The 17,361-nt window shown below is 62.2% G+C and carries 16 protein-coding genes; 12 read left to right on the forward strand and 4 right to left on the reverse strand.

What is annotated here, in order from left to right; all coding sequences use genetic code 11:
• From RBB16_RS19005 to RBB16_RS19025, 5 genes are all read left to right on the forward strand, one after another.
• The coding region (locus RBB16_RS19005) for a hypothetical protein (RefSeq protein ID WP_306047623.1) at window positions 1–910 on the forward strand (910 nt) is incomplete at its 5' end.
• 10 nt (window positions 911–920) lie between these two features.
• The gene (locus RBB16_RS19010) at window positions 921–1,256 is read left to right on the forward strand and encodes an STAS-like domain-containing protein (RefSeq protein WP_306047624.1); all 336 of its coding nucleotides are present in this window, start codon (window positions 921–923) and stop codon (window positions 1,254–1,256) included.
• 881 nt (window positions 1,257–2,137) lie between these two features.
• Complete coding sequence (locus tag RBB16_RS19015; RefSeq protein WP_306047625.1) at window positions 2,138–2,566, forward strand: DUF2852 domain-containing protein; 429 nt, start codon at window positions 2,138–2,140, stop codon at window positions 2,564–2,566.
• Window positions 2,567–2,646: 80 nt separating this feature from the next.
• Window positions 2,647–3,093, forward strand: coding sequence for an RDD family protein (locus RBB16_RS19020; RefSeq protein WP_306047626.1), 447 nt, complete (start codon window positions 2,647–2,649; stop codon window positions 3,091–3,093).
• A gap of 108 nt (window positions 3,094–3,201) precedes the next feature.
• Window positions 3,202–4,029, forward strand: a complete 828-nt coding sequence (locus RBB16_RS19025; protein WP_306047627.1) for an arginyltransferase — start codon at window positions 3,202–3,204, stop codon at window positions 4,027–4,029.
• 77 nt (window positions 4,030–4,106) lie between these two features.
• Here the strand turns inward: RBB16_RS19025 and RBB16_RS19030 are convergent, their stop codons facing one another.
• The 3 genes from RBB16_RS19030 to RBB16_RS19040 form a co-directional block, all read right to left on the reverse strand.
• The gene (locus tag RBB16_RS19030) at window positions 4,107–6,464 is read right to left on the reverse strand and encodes a TRAP transporter large permease subunit (RefSeq protein ID WP_306047628.1); all 2,358 of its coding nucleotides are present in this window, start codon (window positions 6,462–6,464) and stop codon (window positions 4,107–4,109) included.
• Window positions 6,465–6,478: 14 nt separating this feature from the next.
• Entirely contained in the window at window positions 6,479–7,411 is a 933-nt protein-coding gene (locus RBB16_RS19035) for a TRAP transporter small permease subunit (protein WP_306047629.1), read from the reverse strand.
• A 123-nt stretch (window positions 7,412–7,534) separates the two neighbouring features.
• Window positions 7,535–8,617, reverse strand: coding sequence for a TRAP transporter substrate-binding protein (locus tag RBB16_RS19040; protein WP_306047630.1), 1,083 nt, complete (start codon window positions 8,615–8,617; stop codon window positions 7,535–7,537).
• A 672-nt stretch (window positions 8,618–9,289) separates the two neighbouring features.
• Between RBB16_RS19040 and RBB16_RS19045 the strand changes: the two genes are divergently transcribed.
• From RBB16_RS19045 to ilvN, 3 genes are read left to right on the forward strand one after another with little or no spacing between them, the layout of a single operon-like run.
• A complete protein-coding gene (locus RBB16_RS19045; protein ID WP_306047631.1) occupies window positions 9,290–11,041 on the forward strand; it encodes an acetolactate synthase 3 large subunit in 1,752 nt (583 codons plus the stop codon).
• A complete protein-coding gene (locus RBB16_RS19050; protein WP_306047632.1) occupies window positions 11,041–12,246 on the forward strand; it encodes a glycosyltransferase family 87 protein in 1,206 nt (401 codons plus the stop codon). The genes RBB16_RS19045 and RBB16_RS19050 overlap by 1 nt, the downstream gene beginning before the upstream one ends.
• Before the next feature lie 24 nt (window positions 12,247–12,270).
• Complete coding sequence (ilvN, locus tag RBB16_RS19055; protein WP_071688964.1) at window positions 12,271–12,831, forward strand: acetolactate synthase small subunit; 561 nt, start codon at window positions 12,271–12,273, stop codon at window positions 12,829–12,831.
• Between the two features lie 126 nt (window positions 12,832–12,957).
• Here the strand turns inward: ilvN and RBB16_RS19060 are convergent, their stop codons facing one another.
• Window positions 12,958–13,230 carry an EF-hand domain-containing protein gene (locus RBB16_RS19060; protein ID WP_306047633.1) on the reverse strand — a complete coding sequence of 91 codons (273 nt, stop codon included), beginning with the start codon at window positions 13,228–13,230 and terminating at the stop codon, window positions 12,958–12,960.
• Window positions 13,231–13,500: 270 nt separating this feature from the next.
• On the opposite strand from RBB16_RS19060, the gene RBB16_RS19065 reads away from it, so the two are divergent.
• From RBB16_RS19065 to RBB16_RS19080, 4 genes are all read left to right on the forward strand, one after another.
• Window positions 13,501–14,022, forward strand: coding sequence for a sigma-70 family RNA polymerase sigma factor (locus RBB16_RS19065; protein ID WP_306047634.1), 522 nt, complete (start codon window positions 13,501–13,503; stop codon window positions 14,020–14,022).
• A 120-nt stretch (window positions 14,023–14,142) separates the two neighbouring features.
• Entirely contained in the window at window positions 14,143–15,303 is a 1,161-nt protein-coding gene (locus tag RBB16_RS19070) for an aromatic ring-hydroxylating dioxygenase subunit alpha (RefSeq protein ID WP_306047635.1), read from the forward strand.
• On the forward strand, window positions 15,296–15,517 hold the full coding sequence (locus tag RBB16_RS19075) for a hypothetical protein (RefSeq protein WP_071688968.1): 222 nt from the start codon (window positions 15,296–15,298) through the stop codon (window positions 15,515–15,517). Before RBB16_RS19070 ends, RBB16_RS19075 begins: the two co-directional genes overlap by 8 nt.
• A gap of 225 nt (window positions 15,518–15,742) precedes the next feature.
• Window positions 15,743–17,361: M10 family metallopeptidase C-terminal domain-containing protein (locus RBB16_RS19080; protein WP_371931269.1), on the forward strand; the 1,619-nt coding region annotated here is incomplete at its 3' end.

Raw genomic sequence — 17,361 nt, forward strand, 5'->3', positions numbered from 1 at the left:
TCAGACATGTTACCGCTCGTTTTTTCGAGCCGTGAATCATGCCGCCAGACGGAAATCAATGGGTCCTGAGCCTAGGGCGTTCGCAATCGACCTGAAACCGGTGCAGCGTATCTCTGTGCCTGCCGCCGTGGTACTCGCAGCCGAACTTCACAGGTGGTCTCTGAATCTGGCGGGTAAAACCAAACTTCGGCCAAGGAAACCCTCAAGTTGGACACCTCGAGTGCGAGGGCTGCTAGCTGATCTCGGTGCGTTCGACCTCCTCGGAGTTCATCTCAAGAAGCGGACCAAGGACCCGCATGACGAGATTGTTCTTCTGCCACTTCAATCGGATGAAGTGCGGGACGGAGAGCGCATGCAGCTCCTCCAGAGTTGGTTGAAAAACATGGGTGTTGTTTTCGATACGAAGAAGTACGTCTTTGGGGCCCTGGACGAAGCTGTCATGAACTGCATCGATCACGGATACATCGATCTTGGAGGAAAGCCAAAATTCCCGTATGCGGGCCATCGTTGGTGGGCAACAAGTTGCTTCGATCCTGCTAGCGATTCGTTAAGGTTCTTCGTCTATGATCAAGGTGTTGGTATTCCGGCTTGCCTGCCCACAAACGAGGACTTCTGGCCAGGTGTCTCAGTACTTCTTGCGAAAATAACCGGGAAGAAAACTCAATCGAACATCATCGAAAGTGCCTTTGAGGTGGGTCGCACGAGGACAGGTCTCTCCGAGCGGGGAAAGGGCCTGGACAAGATGCGAGAGGCCATTCGTAGCGCAGGCGGAGGCTACATCCGGGTAATCAGCGGGATGGGCGATGTAACCTTGGGACCAACGGAAACGGTTAGAAAAATCGAACACAGCGCCCATATAGGTGGTACACTAGTGGAATGGAGTATACCAATTGATGCACTCAAAGATTGAGGAGCCGACAATGGTCACCGTTGCGGTCGCGCGAGACTTCAACCGCTACCCAGGCGGTAGATATCCCCGGCATGGAAAGGGGAACGGCGAAGATTTTCGAAAGAACCATCTCTTGCCGTTGCTGGAATCGGATCAGGCAGTTGAGGTGGTGCTTGATGATGCCGCAGCAGGATTTCCGGCATCATTCCTGGAGGAAGCCTTCGGCGGGCTTGTGAGGGAAGGACTTTCCTTAGAGAAGATCAGACACCTCCTAACCATAACGGCTGAAAGCGAGGACAGTGAGGTCTATCGAGATGAGGCTTGGCAGTACATCGCCGAGGCCGCTGATCGGGAGATATCACACTGAGTTGGGAAGCTTTTTTTTCAGCATCTGCCGGGGCGATCGCAGGGCCATTTGTGTCCCAAGTTCTCAAGTCATTATTCGGTCGCGCTTCGAGGCCCGAAGAGGCAAAGGATGATTTGTGCGCCGAAATCTGTAGCAATATTGACCTGCTGATGTCCGAGTGCACGGACTTCTGGGGTAAAGGTGCACAAGACATCCCTCTTCTGAGAGCTCAGCTTATCGCAACAATCAATGCACGGCTTCATCGGATCAACGGGCTACAAAACCAACTCTTCGATTCGAATAGTATTCAGAGAAAGAACTCCCGAGAGGAATGGTTTGCCCTGCACAGGGCTGCAACCGGGGACAACATGTACGATGAAGACAGGCTATCTGACCCGAGCCGACTATCTGTGATCCTTCAGACTGGTTGGGAACTAAGACGCGGCGTCAAGCTTCGTCGACAACAGCTCCCACGTAGTTGGTTGAGTGGCTAGAGGTGGTTGCTGAAGCGTCTACACGTGATCCACGCTAAATTTGGCGCATTTGCATTAGGAACTGATGGAACAGTGCAGCCGGCAGATCGATTCTGCCAGATCTATATGATCTCCTTTAAACACCCCGTTAACAAGCATGGCCCAGCGCGCCTGTTTAACGTTTTCGGCTCTCCCAGATCCTCAAACCGAAAAACCAACTGCTGCAAATATCCCTGTCCCTGACTGAAAAACTTGGTGTCCCGCTACAGAGGTGCTGCAATCTCCCTACCCGTGACTGAAAAAAACAGGCGCCCTGCCGCAGCAAAGAAAATGTAAAAACTTTTCACATCACCCCTTGAAGCCTCCGCCCGCCTTCCCATCTTGGATCATGTAAAGAAGTTTTACATTGACCCCGAAACGGAGGACACCATGACTGCAACCGCCACCACGACCGATGTGGCCGACACCGCCAAAGGCTGGTTTTCGCGTGCCGAAGACTGGCTCGATGACAAGGGCAAGGGCGCCTGGATCGCCGCCATGGTCCTTGGTTTCATCTTCTTCTGGCCCGTTGGCCTCGCCCTTCTCTTCTACATGATCTGGAGCAAACGTATGTTCACCAAAGGCTGCCGCGCCCGTACCCGTTCCCATGGCCATTCCTTCCGCACGTCGGGAAACACGGCCTTCGACAGCTACAAGGCCGACACGCTGCGCCGGCTGGAGGAAGAGCAGGACGCCTTCGAAAGCTTCCTCAACCGTCTGCGTGAGGCCAAGGACAAGGCCGAGTTCGACCAGTTCATGGCCGACCGCGCCCGCCGGGCCCGGGAAGAGGCCGTTGACGCCGAAACCGTAGAGGCCTGATCCCCCACCCCTGGGCCTCTCTCTGCCGGCCGCGCCTGTCCCCGCGCGGTCGGCCCTTTTCAATCCATGAAAAACGCGCCATGACCTATACAATGACTTCCGCCCTGCCCGACCCCGACCGCCAGGCCGTCTTTTATGACGGCATTCCCGCCAAGCGCCTCTTCGCCTGGGTCGTGGATGTGGCGCTGATTTTCATCGCCATGCTGCTGCTTGGCGTTCTGACCCTGTCGATCGCCTGGTTCCTGTGGCCGCTCTTCTGGATCGCCACCAGCTTTCTGTACCGGTCCCTGACCATCGCGTCGGGCTCTGCCACGCTTGGCATGCGGCTGATGAATATCGAGCTGCGCAATGCGCAGGGCCAACGGCTGAACGGCACCGAGGCGATGATGCATACGGGCGGATACCTGCTCTGCGCCAGCTTCTTCCTGCCGCATGTGCTGTCCATCGGGATGATCGCCCTCAGCCAGCGCCATCAGAGCCTGCCCGATGCCTTTCTTGGCACGGCGGCCATCAACCGTCCGCGGTAACGGGCCGTTAACCGGGTGGGCAGGCCAAAATGGGTTGCCCGCCCGCCGATCCTGTTGCAGGCTTTCCTGTGACAGGACAGTAACAGCAGCCCTTGCAGACAGGACGTTATGCGCCACAGCCTACCGCTTGCGCCACAATTCTATGTGACGGCTCCGCAGACTTGCCCATATCTTGAGGGTAAGCGGGAGCGGAAGCTGTTCACCGCATTGCAGGGCGACCATGCCGAAAAGCTGAACGATTCGCTGTCCAAGCAGGGATTCCGCCGGTCACAGAACGTGCTTTATCGCCCGTCCTGTTCGGACTGCTCCGCTTGCTTGTCCGCCCGGATCCGCGTGGCGGACTTCGTCCCGACCAAAAGCCAGCGCCGCGCCCTGCGCCGAAATCAGGGCCTCGTCCGCGAGGCGCGCAGCCCCTGGGCAACCGAGGAGCAATATGCGCTTTTCAGGAACTACCTCGATAGCCGCCACGCCGATGGCGGCATGGCCGACATGGATGTGTTCGAGTTTGCCGCGATGATCGAGGAAACGCCGGTGCGCAGCCGGGTCATCGAATATCGCGACATGACGGATGCCGAGAACGCTCTGACCGCCGTCTGCCTGACAGATGTGCTCGATGACGGGCTGTCGATGGTCTATTCCTTCTTCCGTCCCGATCAGGCCAGCAGGTCGCTTGGCAGCTATGTGATCCTCGACCATATCCAGATCGCGCGAGATGCGGGGCTTCCTTATGTCTATCTTGGCTATTGGGTGCCCGGCAGCGCGAAGATGGGCTACAAGGCCAAGTTCTCGGCGCTGGAAGTCTATCTGGGCGGTGCCTGGCAGCAGTTGAAAGATCCCGAGGCCTATGAATCCGAGGCGCATCCGCTGTCCATCGACCCGATCGCGGAACAGGTGGCGCGGCTGACCCTGCCTGACACCCGCCCGATGGACGACTGAGCCTGTTCAGAGACCTTTGACAGGCAGAACGGGCCCCCGATTGGAGGCCCGCTTTTGTTTGGGTGTCCGCCTTGACCCTAGTTGTTGGGCAGCAGATCCGGCACGATGGTCACGATCTGCGGGAACAGCCACAGAAGCGCCAGCCCGATCACCTGGATCAGCACGAAGGGTATGACCCCCCGATAGATATGGCCCGTCGTCACGCTGGCTGGCGCGACCCCCCGCAGATAGAACAGCGCAAAGCCGAAGGGCGGTGTCAGGAAGCTGGTCTGAAGGTTCACCGCGATCATGATCGTCACCCATTTCGGGTCCATCGTGCCGCCATAGATGACCGGCCCCACAATGGGGATCACGATGTAGATGATTTCAAGGAAATCCAGAACAAAGCCCAGGATGAAAAGGATGATCATCACCAGAAGGAAGACCTTCCATTCCTCGTCGAAACTGCGCAGGAACGCCTGAATGTAGTGTTCGCCCCCGAAGGAGATCACCACCAGGTTCAGCAACTGCGAGCCGATGAGGATGGTGAACACCATCGAGGTCACCTTCGCGGTTTCGCGCACCACCGGCGACAGCACACCGCCGCGCAGCAAGACCCAGCACCCGTAAAGCAGCCCGAAGAACGAGAAGTGATAGGCGCCAAGCGTGATCAGGTAGGCGATCCAGTCTTCCACCGCCACGGACTCGCGGTTCACACGAAGGTCGAAATTGATCCCGAAAAGGATCATGATCACGATGGCAAGGCTTGCCCAGAGGATGATCTTGCCGGACTTCTGCTCTTCGCTCAGCTTGCGATAGGCCGCCAGCATGATCGCCCCACCGGCCCCGAGCGCCGCAGCCGGTGTCGGGTTGGTGATGCCGCCAAGGATCGAGCCGAGCACGGCCACGATCAGCACCAGCGGCGGGAAGACCACGCGCAGCAACTCGTTCGTGGACAAGCGCTTCATCGCCTCCAGCACCCCGTAGGCCGTGATGGCGAAGGGAATGGCCAGCAGGATGAAGGTCCTGCCGGAACTGGTGGCCGGACCGATCAGGGCAATGTCCACCAGGAATGCGGCAAGAACACCCGCACCACCGATCAACAGCGGGCGCGGATCGGCCGAGGGCATGATCCCGCGGGCGGTGGTCAGAACCAGGGCCAGCATGACGAAGAACACGGCCACGCCGGTGCCGATCGGCGCGATATTGGCCAGCGCTTCGGCGCGGGCAGCGTCCATTTCCTCGGCGGAGCGTTCATGCGACTGCTCCACCCCGCCGGACGCGTCGATGGCCTCCTGCTGCGCGAGGGCTGCATCCCAGGCCTCCTGGCCATGCAGCTCGATCATGGCGTCGCGGCAGCTGTCGGACACGTTGGTGCGCAGGTCAGCGGACTCGCCGGCCTCGGAATAGGAAGAGACGAAAATCGACTGGCTGCCGACCAGGCCGGCCTGCCCCGCCACGACCACCGCAAGAATGATCGCAAGCGGTACACCAAGGAACCATGTCAGCCCTTCGTTTCTAGTGATGACCTCGCCCGAGCCACCCTCGAACTGCACCGCAGGCGCCTTGGAGGGATTCAGCATCGCAAAGCCGAACGCATAGGCCCCGTAGAGGAACGCAAGGAAGATCCCCGGCAGCAGCGCCGCCTGGAAGAGCGTGCCGACCGACAGAACCGCCGGGCTGCCCAGATAGGTCAGCGCGTCACGACAGCCCGCCGCGATGGCGCGGGTTTCCTGCCCGATGGCATAGAGGTCACCGGCCAGCGTGCCGAGCAGAACGATCACGATAGAGGGCGGAATGATCTGCCCGAGCGTGCCCGAGGCCGCAATCACCCCGGTCGCCAGCTCTGGCGAGTAGTTGTTGCGCAGCATGGTGGGCAGGGCCAGAAGACCCATGGTCACCACGGTTGCGCCCACGATCCCGGTGGAGGCCGCAAGGAAGGCTCCCACGATGACGATGGACACCGCCAGACCGCCCGGCAGCGGGCCAAAGACGCGCGCCATGGTGGTCAGCAGGTCATTGGCGATCTTGGAGCGTTCCAGCGTGATGCCCATCATCACGAACATCAGCACCGCCAGCAGCGTCTCGATGGACTGACCCGCGATGACGCGTTCGTTCATGCGGTTGACGATAAAGCCCAGGTTGCGGTCCAGCGCCTGTTCCCAGCCACCGGGGAAGAGATGTTCTTCGATCCTTGGCAAATCCGGGTATCGGAAGACCGATATGGCCTCTCGCGCCACCCCTTCCGCAATCAGCGCGGCATATTCCGCCGAGCCGGTGTCGATGGCTGCGTGAACCAGCAGCCCGGCATTGTCCAAAGCGGCGATGATGCCGAAGGAAATCACCCCGGCGCCGCCGATGGCGAAGGCCACGGGGAAGCCCGTCATGATGCCCCCGAAGAGGCAGAGGAAGACCACGATCAGGCCGACCTCGACTCCGTCAAGTCCGAATAGCATTGATCCCAGTCCCCTTAATGCGTGCCTTCGTAGGCTTCTTCGCCCTCACCGAGCGAGTCCTTGTCGAGATGTTTTCCAGCGCTCTCTTCGCCCTCGACCATTTCGAGGTAGGAGCGCCAGAAGAATGCCATCGCCTGAATGAAGACCAGCGCGCAGTAGCTGACGAGCAGGATCTTGAACAGGAAGTAGGCATTGAACCCGTTCGGGCTGAACCCGATGGTTTCCACGTTCCAGCGCAGCGCCCGGGCCTGCATCATCATCCGGTCCAGCGTCGCACCCGCATTCGGGTTCGGCGTGACCAGGTGGCGCCACAGGAAATACCACGCATACATCCAGGTCAGCACGGTCGCCGGCATCATGAAGAAGATGGACCCGAACATGTCGATGATCCGCTTGGTGCGGTGGCTGACGGCCGAATAGACGAGGTCCACCCGCACATGCCCGCCCTGCACGAAGGTGTAGGTGACGCAAAGCGCCACGATCATCGCGTTGTAGAGTTTGAGCTCTTCCGAGAACCAGCTGAGATCCTGCGTGAAACCAAGCCCCATCGGCCCGATGGAGATTTCAGCGACCCGGAAGATGCGTTGCAGGAAGACGATCATGATCTGTTGCAGGACCATGATCAGACCCGCCCAGGCGAAGAAGCGGCCAACCCCGTTGGCAACGCCCTCCAGCCCGCGCACCAGTGCCCAGAGGAAGTCCCGCTTCCAGAAACCGATGGCGGTCAGAACAAGGAAGGTCGTGAAGATCACGAAGAAGAATTCGACCGACCCGCCGTAATAGATGAACCGCGCCAGCGACTGCTTTATCTCAAGCGCGCGGTCGCCTTCGGCATGTGCCCATCCGCCAAGCCATGCCAGCCACTCACCGGGATGCGTGATCGCATAGCCCAGGTTGTAGAAGGACATGGCGATATTCTCCAGCGCCCAGAGAATGCCATCGAACATGTGGAATGCTCCCCCGTTTCGGTCGCAGATGCGGCCCTGCGCCGGATGCGTCCGTCACCTGTGGCACCGCCCCCCGGTTTTGAGGTCGGGGGGCGGGCCTTTCCGTATGAGCTTGATCAGCCCTTAGCCGAGCACGCGGTCACGCTGTGCGCGGTAGGTGCCTTCCGAGGCCTGGATCCAGCCCGAGGAGGTGCGCATCGAGGTCATCGCGCTTTCGCGGATACGGGCGAAGAGTTCGTCGCCCATGTTCTCGTCGAGCACTTCCTGCGACGCCGCGCCGAAGGCATCCCAGACCGAGTCGGGGAAGGTGCGGACCTGCACGCCACCGGCAACCAGCTGTGCCAGCGCGTTGGAGTTGTTGGCCAGGAACTGAGAGAGGTTCCACTGGTGGCATTCTGCCGCCGCGATCTCGATGATCTTCTGATGCGCGGGCGACAGGCTTTCGAACACGTCGCGGTTCGTTGCCACCGACAGACCTGCACCCGGCTCGTGGAAGCCTGCGGTGTAGTAGATGTTGGTGATTTCCTGGAAACCGGCCGACTGGTCCGCCCAGGGGCCGATCCATTCGGTGCCGTCGATGGCACCGGATGCCAGCGCCTGGTAGACTTCGCCGCCGGGCAGGTTCTGCACCGATGCGCCGAGACGGCCAAGCGCCTGACCACCGAGGCCGGGCATGCGGAAACGCAGGCCCTGGAAATCCTCGGGGCTGTTGATTTCATTGCGGTACCAGCCACCGGACTGCGCGCCGGTGTTGCCGCCGAGGAAGGATTTCAGGCCGAAGATCTGGCCCAGTTCGTCATGCAGTTCCATGCCGCCCTGGTGATAGTACCAGTTGGCCAGTTCCTGCGCGGTCATGCCGAAAGGCACGGCGGTGAAGAAGGCGTAACCGGGATGCTGGCTGACGAAGTAGTAGTCCGCGCCATGATACATGTCGGCCTGACCGGAGGTCACGGCGTCGAACACCTCGAAGGCGCCAACCAGTTCGCCTGCGGCCCGCAGATCGACGGTCAGTGCACCATCCGACATCGCGGTGATCGAATCGGCAACACGCTGCGCCGAGTCATGCACACCTGCAAGGCCACGGCCCCAGGTGGTGACCATGGTCAGGGTCCGGTTGCCCTGTGCGTAGGCCGGTGCGGCCAGTGCGGTCGAAGCAGCAGCAGCGCCGCCGACAGCGGACGTTCTCAGAAAAGAACGACGGTCCATATGGTATCCTCCCCATTTGGATCTCCACGACCCCCATCGGGCCGCGGTTGAGTGTTTTTAGTGAGGCCACGTTAGCGAAGCCTCCCAGCGCAACAAAGCGCATTTTGGCATGTTTGGCTAGAAAATTGTAAAATTTTTTTACCAATTCCCGCAAAACGGGTGTTGCCGCCGAAGAAAGCACGATTTGCTGGCGCTAACACGGACGACCTGTGAACCGTCCTATGCAGCCGAATGCCAATCGGCGTCACAATGCGACCGCTGATTCTCTTTTTGCGACCATGTTTTCAGGGAAAACGGACCGGCCGGGTGCCCTTGCGTCAACGCCTCGGATCGGTCCCTTGCTCCAATGACGTCAAGCGGTGCGGGGGAGACGTTACTTCCCTCCAGCTTTTCCAGACAGAAAGTTGCTGAAAAACACCGATCCGCGACATTCTTTCGCCCATGCGAGGTTGACGGGCTTTTTCAGCCGTGCATAAGCTGCCGCCACTTGCAAAGAGGAGCCCGCGAATGCCCCGCATTCTCGTACTTGTAGGAAAGGCGCGCATGGGTCGGTGACGACAACCATATCGGTACCCCATGCGCCCCCGTCACACCGGGGGCTTTTTTTTGCGATGGTGACAGGATTGATCAAGGAAAGCCCATGAGGGGCAACTGCTGGAAGGAGCAAGAGCAATGACCCAGATGACCGGCGCCAGGATGGTGGTCGAAGCCCTGAAGGAACAGGGCGTCGATACCGTATTCGGCTATCCCGGCGGTGCCGTCCTTCCGATCTATGACGAGATTTTCCAGCAAAACGAGATCCGCCATATCCTTGTGCGTCACGAACAGGGCGCGGTCCATGCGGCCGAAGGCTATGCCCGGTCCACCGGCAAGCCCGGCGTCGTTCTGGTGACCTCGGGCCCCGGTGCCACCAATGCGGTGACCGGCCTGACCGATGCGCTGATGGACTCGATCCCGATTGTCTGCCTGACCGGACAGGTGCCCACCTTCATGATCGGCTCGGACGCGTTCCAGGAAGCCGACACCGTGGGCATCACCCGCCCCTGCACCAAGATGAACTGGCTGGTGAAGGAAACCGACACCCTGTCGGGCACCATCCACGAAGCGTTCCATATCGCCACTTCGGGCCGTCCCGGTCCGGTGCTGATCGACATTCCCAAGGATGTTCAGTTCGCCACCGGGGCCTATTCCAACAAGCCCAAGGTTTCGAAATCCCATTACCAGCCGCGCGTGAAGGGTGACACCGAGATCATCACCGCGCTGGTCGAGGCGATGGAAACCGCCGAGCGTCCGATCTTCTATACCGGTGGCGGTGTCATCAATTCCGGCCCGGCGGCAAACCAGCTGCTGCGCGAACTGGTCGAGGCGACGGGCTTCCCGATCACCTCCACGCTGATGGGTCTGGGCTCCTACCCCGCGTCCGGCGACAAATGGCTGGGGATGCTGGGGATGCATGGCCTGTATGAAGCCAACCTCGCCATGCATGGCTGCGACCTGATGATCAATATCGGTGCGCGGTTCGATGACCGGATCACCGGGCGCATCGCCGATTTCAGCCCCGGCAGCCGCAAGGCCCATATCGACATCGACCCCTCGTCCATCAACAAGGTCATCCACGCCGATTTCCCGATCGTGGGCGATGTGGGCCACGTTCTGGAGGATATGCTGCGGATCTGGAAAAGCCGTGGCCGCAAGACCAATTCGGCGGCGGTCAAACAGTGGTGGGCGCAGATCGACGAGTGGAAGAAGACCCGCTGTCTCGACTACAAACCGTCCGAGGCCACCATCAAGCCGCAATACGCGCTGGAACGGCTGGAGGCCCTGACCAAGGACCATGACCGTTACATCTGCACCGAGGTGGGTCAGCATCAGATGTGGGCGGCGCAGTTCCTGGGCTTCAACGACCCCAATCGCTGGATGACCTCGGGCGGTTTGGGCACCATGGGCTATGGCACCCCGGCCTCCATTGGCGTGCAGATCGCGCATCCCGACGCGCTGGTCATCAACGTGGCGGGCGAGGCCAGCTGGCTCATGAACATGCAGGAAATGGGCACCGCGGTGCAGTACCGCCTGCCCGTGAAGCAGTTCATCCTGAACAACGAACGGCTCGGCATGGTCCGCCAGTGGCAGGAACTGCTGCATGGCGAGCGCTACAGCCATTCGTGGTCCGAGGCGCTGCCCGATTTCGTGAAACTCGCCGAGGCCTTCGGCGCCAAGGGCATCATGGTCAGCGACCCCAAGGATCTCGATGACGCGATCATGGAGATGCTGAACTATGACGGGCCGGTCATCTTCGACTGCCTGGTCGAGAAGCATGAGAACTGCTTCCCGATGATCCCGTCGGGCAAGGCCCATAACGAGATGCTTCTGGGCGAGGCCGAAACGCAAGGTGCAATTCAGGCCGGCGGGGCGGTTCTGGTCTGATGACCGGGCCCTCGCAGCCTGCACTTCATCTCACCGAAGGCCGCGCCGGCCTTCGGGCCGGGGTGCTGTTTGCGGGCTCGACAGTCCTGCTGCTGGCGATCTGGCTGTTCTTCATCTGGCGCCTGGTGCTGCCCGGCGGGGCGGTCAGCTTCGACGTGGATTTCCGCGTGTTCTGGGCCGCCGCGCAGCTGGCCGTGGCCGGAGACCCGCTGGCCGCGTTCGACCCGGCCCGGCTGATCGAGGTTCACGGCATTGCCGGGGATGACTGGCTGCCTTGGGTCTATCCCCCAACCTTCCTGCTGATCCTGCTGCCGCTTGGGCATCTGTCCTTCTTTGCCGCATGGCTTGTGTTCACAGGGCTGTCGATCCTGGCCATCCTTCTGGCGATCCGCCCGCTGGCGGCCGGAAATCGCGGCCTGTGGGCGGCCATCGCTCTTGCCCCGGCGATGCTGCCCGCGCTGCTTCTGGGGCAGGTCTCGGTGCTATGGGCCGCTGGTCTGGTGGCGGTGCTCGCAGCCTTGCAGGCGGGGTGGCCGGTTCTTGCAGGGGTCATCTGCGGGCTGCTGACGATCAAACCGCAACTGGGGCTGATGCTGGCCATCGCGCTGCTGGCCGGTCGCCAGTGGACGGCCATCGGCGTGGGCGCTGGCGTGGCCGTGGCCTTCGCCGCGCTCGCCACCCTTGTCTTCGGTCCCGACTATTGGCCCGCCATGGCCGAGATGGGCCAATCCCATCTGGAGGTCGTGCGAAGCCGCATCGCCGAGGGCGACTTCATGGTCAGCGCCTATTCCGCCCTTGTCGGACTGGGCCTGCCCGAACCGCTGGCGCTCGGACTGCAATGGGGGCTGGCCGGGGTTGCGGCCATCGCGGTCTGGCTTGCGTGGTCATCGGACCGGATCGGCCCCGATCTGCAAGGGGCCGTGCTGCTGACTGCCACGCTCCTCTCCGCGCCCTATCTTTGGTATGGTGAAACCGCGCTTCTGGCCCCTGTGCTGTTGCTGTTCCTTCGCGCCGATGCCCTGCCGCCGGGCTGGGTCGGCTATGGCTTCGGCCTGCTTCTGATGCTGGGGGCCGCGCCCTATATCCTGTTTCAAATCCTGACGACCGGAGCGCAAGTTCCCGTTCGTCTCTTCGTCTCGCCTGTCATCCTGGCCGCGTTCTGCCTGGCGATGGCCACCCTCCTCTCGCGCCGCCGGGCGCGCTAGCCGCTTTCGGGAAAGGAAGTTCACATGTCCCCGCTCAATATCGAACAAGGCTCGTCCAGCCACTCCGCCTACGACCTTCGCAGCCACATGTCCGATGTGGTGGAGGTTCATACCCTGGCCATTCTGGTGGAAAACGAACCGGGCGTTCTGGCCCGCGTCATCGGGCTGTTTTCGGGCCGTGGCTACAATATCGAAAGCCTGACGGTCGCCGAGGTCGATCACACCGGACGCCGGTCGCGCATCACCATCGTGACCAGCGGCACCCCGCAGGTGATCCACCAGATCAAGATGCAGCTCGAACGCATGGTGCCGGTGCATGAGGTGGCCGACCTGACCGTGGAAGGCCCCCATGTCAGCCGCGAGCTGGCGCTGATCAAGGTCTTCGCCAAGGGCGAGTCCCGCGTGGAAAGCCTGCGCATTGCCGAGATCTTCCGCGCCAATGTGGTGGACAGCACGCTGGAAAGCTTCATCTTCGAGATGACCGGCACGCCCGAGAAGATCGACGCTTTCGCCGACCTGATGCGCCCCTTGGGCGAGGTGCGCATGGCCCGCACCGGCGTCGCCGCCATGGCGCGCGGTCTGTAAGACCCCTTCAAGACACAAATCGGGGGCGCCGGATCATCTCCGGCGCCCCCTTGTCGTGGCGGCTGTCCCGCTGTCCGGCCTTGCGCACCCCGCCAGCCGGATCGCTGCCGCCACGGGCTGCACCCCTCAGGCGTCTTCGGGCAGCAGACCCATGTCGATGGCACGGGTCACCTCGGCCAGGTCGAGCGTGCCGCTGTCATCGGTGTCGATGGTGGTGAAAAGCTCCTCCGTGGCCTCGGGCACCACGGCCTGAAGCTCTTCGAGCGTCACCAGCCCGTCGCCATCCGCATCCATCGGAGCCCCCTGCGCGGCCAGCGCCGCCACCAGAAGGGCGCCTCCGACAAGGGCCGCGCCCAGGATGCCGGAAATCCCTCGTTGCAGGATATGGGTAAACGTCATGTCTCTTGCTCCTTCGCAAGCTGTTCCGGGTTGCAAGGCCGGGCCTGTCCCCGTGCCTCATGAAACAGGACGGCCAGACCGGGCATTCCTTCCATCGCGGCCAGACCGTGCGCGGCGGAAGGCCCAAATCCCGGCCTGACATGCGCAACAAGCCGCCAAGGGCAAAAACCCGTGCGAAACCCCGCCGACCGGCGGCAAGGAGCGGCCCGCGCAGAGACCGGCGGAACAATGAGATTGCCTTGACCGGTGCTCCGCCCCTTTCGTTGCGCCATGACACGCCCCATCCCCACCAAGGCCGCCATCCAGTTGGAGGCCCTGTTGCCAGACCTGCTGCGACTGGCGCGCTACCTGCTGCGCGACCGGGCGGCGGCCGAGGACATGGTGCAGGACATCGTTCTGCGGCTCTGGTCTCGCATGACCGACCCGGCCGAACCCGCCATCGACGATCTGCGCGCCTATGCGTTTTCCGCCCTGCGCAACCGGCTGCGCGACCGTGGGGCGGCCCTGCCCGATCTGGACTTGGACGCGCATCTGCCCGATCCGGTGGCCGGCAGCACCCTGCCCGCCCGATTGGCCTGCGCCGAAACGCTTGCGGCAGTGGACAGCCTGCCCGCAGATCAGGCCGATCTGATCCGAATGCGCGCCATCGAGGGGCTGTCCTACGCCCAGATCGCTGCCCGCACCGGCCTGTCCGAGGGCACGGTCACCTCTCGCCTGTCACGCGCCCGCGCGGCCCTGCGAGAACGGCTGAATCTGCCGCCCGGCGCGCCGGTGACCTTCCTGCTGGATTGACGGACAAACCCGACACCTGTGTCAATTTCCGTCATCCCCCTGTCGCGCACAGGCAAGACGGGCTGACCATTGCGCCCTATCCCCGTTCCATTGTCTTTGGGACCGAGCGGGAGGGATGACATGCCTAAGGATCGTGAACTGAACGTGCTGGACGCCGTCCGCGCCCCCATCGAATCCGCGCGGGGCCTGCCCAACAGCCACTACACCGACCCCGCCACCATCGCCGAGGAAAACGAGGCCGTTCTGCGTCGCACATGGGCCGGTCTGGCCGTTGGCGCGGATGTGCCCGAACCCTCAGATTGCAAACCGATCGAGTTTCTCGGCCAGCCCCTGCTGCTGGTGCGCGACAAGGACGGCACCCTGCGCGTGTTTGAGAACATCTGCCGCCATCGCGGCATGATCCTTGTCGAGGAACCCCGCAAGATCGAGGGCGCGATCCGCTGCCCCTATCACAGCTGGTGCTATTCCAAGGACGGGCGTCTCGTCTCCACCCCGCATGTGGGCGGGCCGGGGCAAAATAGCCACCCGCAGATGAATCGCTCCGATCTGGGCCTGATCGAGGTGCGCAGCCATGTCTGGCGCGACGTGGTGTTCATCAACCTTTCCGGCGACGCCGCCCCCTTCGAAGAGGTCCATGCGGACCTGCTGACCCGCTGGAGCGACGTGGAAAAGCCGCTCTATCACGGCGGGTGGGACAGCCAGTTCACCCTGGATGTGCAGACCAACTGGAAGCTTGCGGTCGAAAACTACTGCGAAAGCTACCACCTGCCCTGGGTCCATCCGGGCCTGAACAGCTATTCGCGGCTGGAAGATCACTACCACATTGAATCGCCGGGCAACTACTCGGGCCAGGGCACCTATGTCTATCGCCAGCTCGAAGGCCAGGATGGCGAGAAGTTTCCCGATTTCGCGGGGCTGCCGGACTTCTGGGACGCGGGCGGTGAATACGTCGCGGTCTATCCCAACGTGCTGCTTGGCGTGCAGCGCGACCATGCCTTCGCCATCGTGCTGGAGCCAGTCAGCCACATGCAGACACGCGAACACGTGCATCTCTACTATGCCGAGCCTCAAACCGATGCCGCTCTGCGCCAGAAGAACGCGACGCAATGGAAAACGGTCTTCGTCGAAGACATTTTCGTTGTCGAGGGCATGCAGAAAGGCCGCAGCGCGCCGGGCTTCGACGGGGGCCGCTTCTCGCCCGCGATGGACGGGCCGACGCATCTGTTCCACGACTGGGTGGCCGGCAAGGTCGCGGCCCTGCGGGCCGAGCGCGATGCTTGAGGATCTCGACCGGCGCCTGCTGGAGGCCCACGCAGTGGAGGACCGGGGGGCGCTGATCCAGCTCTATCAGGAGGCGTCGGGCGCGGCCCGTTCCGTTGTCGCGCGCAATTTCTACCTGACGCATGCCTATGTCTATGCGCTGGAGGCCGGGGTGCCCGAGGCGGATTTCCTGCGCAAGCGACTGGTGGAATACGGGGCCGAAACACCGGACTGAGGCGTTTTGCAACCTGCTTGTCCCAAAGGGCACCGGTCGCCTTTGCTGGCGGCAGGTTTACAAATCCACCCGACGCCAGGCCCCCGCATACATGGCCACAGCCTCGTGCATTTTTCAGAAACTTCACGGCAAGCGCCCTGCCCGCGCCACAAAGTCCTGACCGAGTGTTAACGCCGTTTCGGCATGATGCTCAGCTGTGGGGGCCCTGCTTGGCTGGGGCTGGAAATGCCGGTACTGAGTTACGTTGCGCTGCTTGAACGCGACGTCGCCGCATATCTGACGGGAATTTCGGATCTGGATGTCCGCACCGCGGAGTCCGGCGAACAGATCCTCTATGCGACCAGCCGCTCCGGCGAGGCCATCTCTGCCTTCACCGTCACCGGCACTGACGGCGCCACCCTGACCGATCACCAGACTGTTTCCACCAACGCAGACCGGATAGATTTCCTGTCTCTGGGCGGCGAATCCTATGTCGTCACCCTCGCACCGCAGGAGGATTCCACCCGGCTCTACACGCTCGACAGCGAGGGTCGGATGACCGGCACCGCCCTGACCCTGTCAGCTGAGACCGCCGCCATGCACAGTCTCGTTCAGATGCAGATCGGGCAGGAAAGCTACCTCTATTGCACCGATGCCGATAGCGGAGCACTCGATGCCTTCCGGGTGGGCCCCGATGGCAGTCTCGCGGTCGTCGAGACCACGGCCTCCCCTGCCAATGTGGCAGGGCTTGCCCGCGCGGATATCGGGGCCTCGCAATTCCTCGTCATGGCCGACGCCGATGGCCAGCATGTCCGCAGCTACCGGGTCGACGGAAACGGTGCCCTCATCGAAGGCGGTGTCTCTGGGGTGGATCAGGGGCTTGGCGTCGCCGGGATCAGCACGATGGAGCATATCAGCCTCGCCGATGGTCACTACGTGATCGTGGCAGCGCGCGACAGCTCGTCCATCAGCGTGCTGCGCATGGACCCCGACGGAACGCTCAGCCCGGTCGATCACATCATCGACGATCTGAACACGCGCTTTCAGCATGTGACATCGCTGGAAACCGTCATGCTCGATGACCGCGCCTTCGTCATTGCCGGTGGCGCGGATGATGGCGTCAGTTTTTTCGAGCTGCTGCCCGGCGGTCGCCTGCTCCTGCACGACACAATTTCCGACCGCTTCACGACCACGCTTGAAAATGTCTCGGCCATCGGGGCCACCGCCGTGGACAATCGGTTGCAGATCTTCGTCGGCAGCGGAACCGAGACCGGGATCACCCAGTTCACCGTCGATCCCGGCCCGACCGGAACAACCCGTCTCGGCGGCTCGGGGGGCAGCATCCTGACGGGAACCGACGCCGGCGAAGTGCTTGCCGGGCGCGCGGGGGATGACGTGATCGAGGCAGGTGGGGGCGACGATGTGCTGATGGATGGCGCTGGCAGGGACACCCTGACCGGCGGGGCCGGGCGCGATATCTTCGTCATGGAGGCGGATGGAACCTATGACGAGATCCGCGATTTCAACCCTTCGGAGGACCGGATCGACCTGACCGCCTGGCCGATGCTGCGCAATCTGGGACAGATCGAGTTCACCGCGACCGGCGACGGCGCTGTGCTGCGCTTCGGCACGGAAGAGCTGCGCATATACTCCCATGACGGGCTTCCGCTGACCCCGCACCAGGTGCTGACGCAGGATCTGATCGCGCTGACCCGCATTCCCGCCGCGCTTCCGGAACCGGAGTCTGACCCCGAAAGCGACCTGACCGGCGACGGCACCTCCGACATTCTCTGGCGCAACGGCACGACGGGCCAGTATGGCATGTTCGACATGTCGGGTGGCACGCCCACCTGGAGCGTTCTGGG

It is taken from the genome of Nioella sp. MMSF_3534, assembly GCF_030732985.1.
In the GTDB taxonomy this organism is placed as follows: domain Bacteria; phylum Pseudomonadota; class Alphaproteobacteria; order Rhodobacterales; family Rhodobacteraceae; genus Nioella.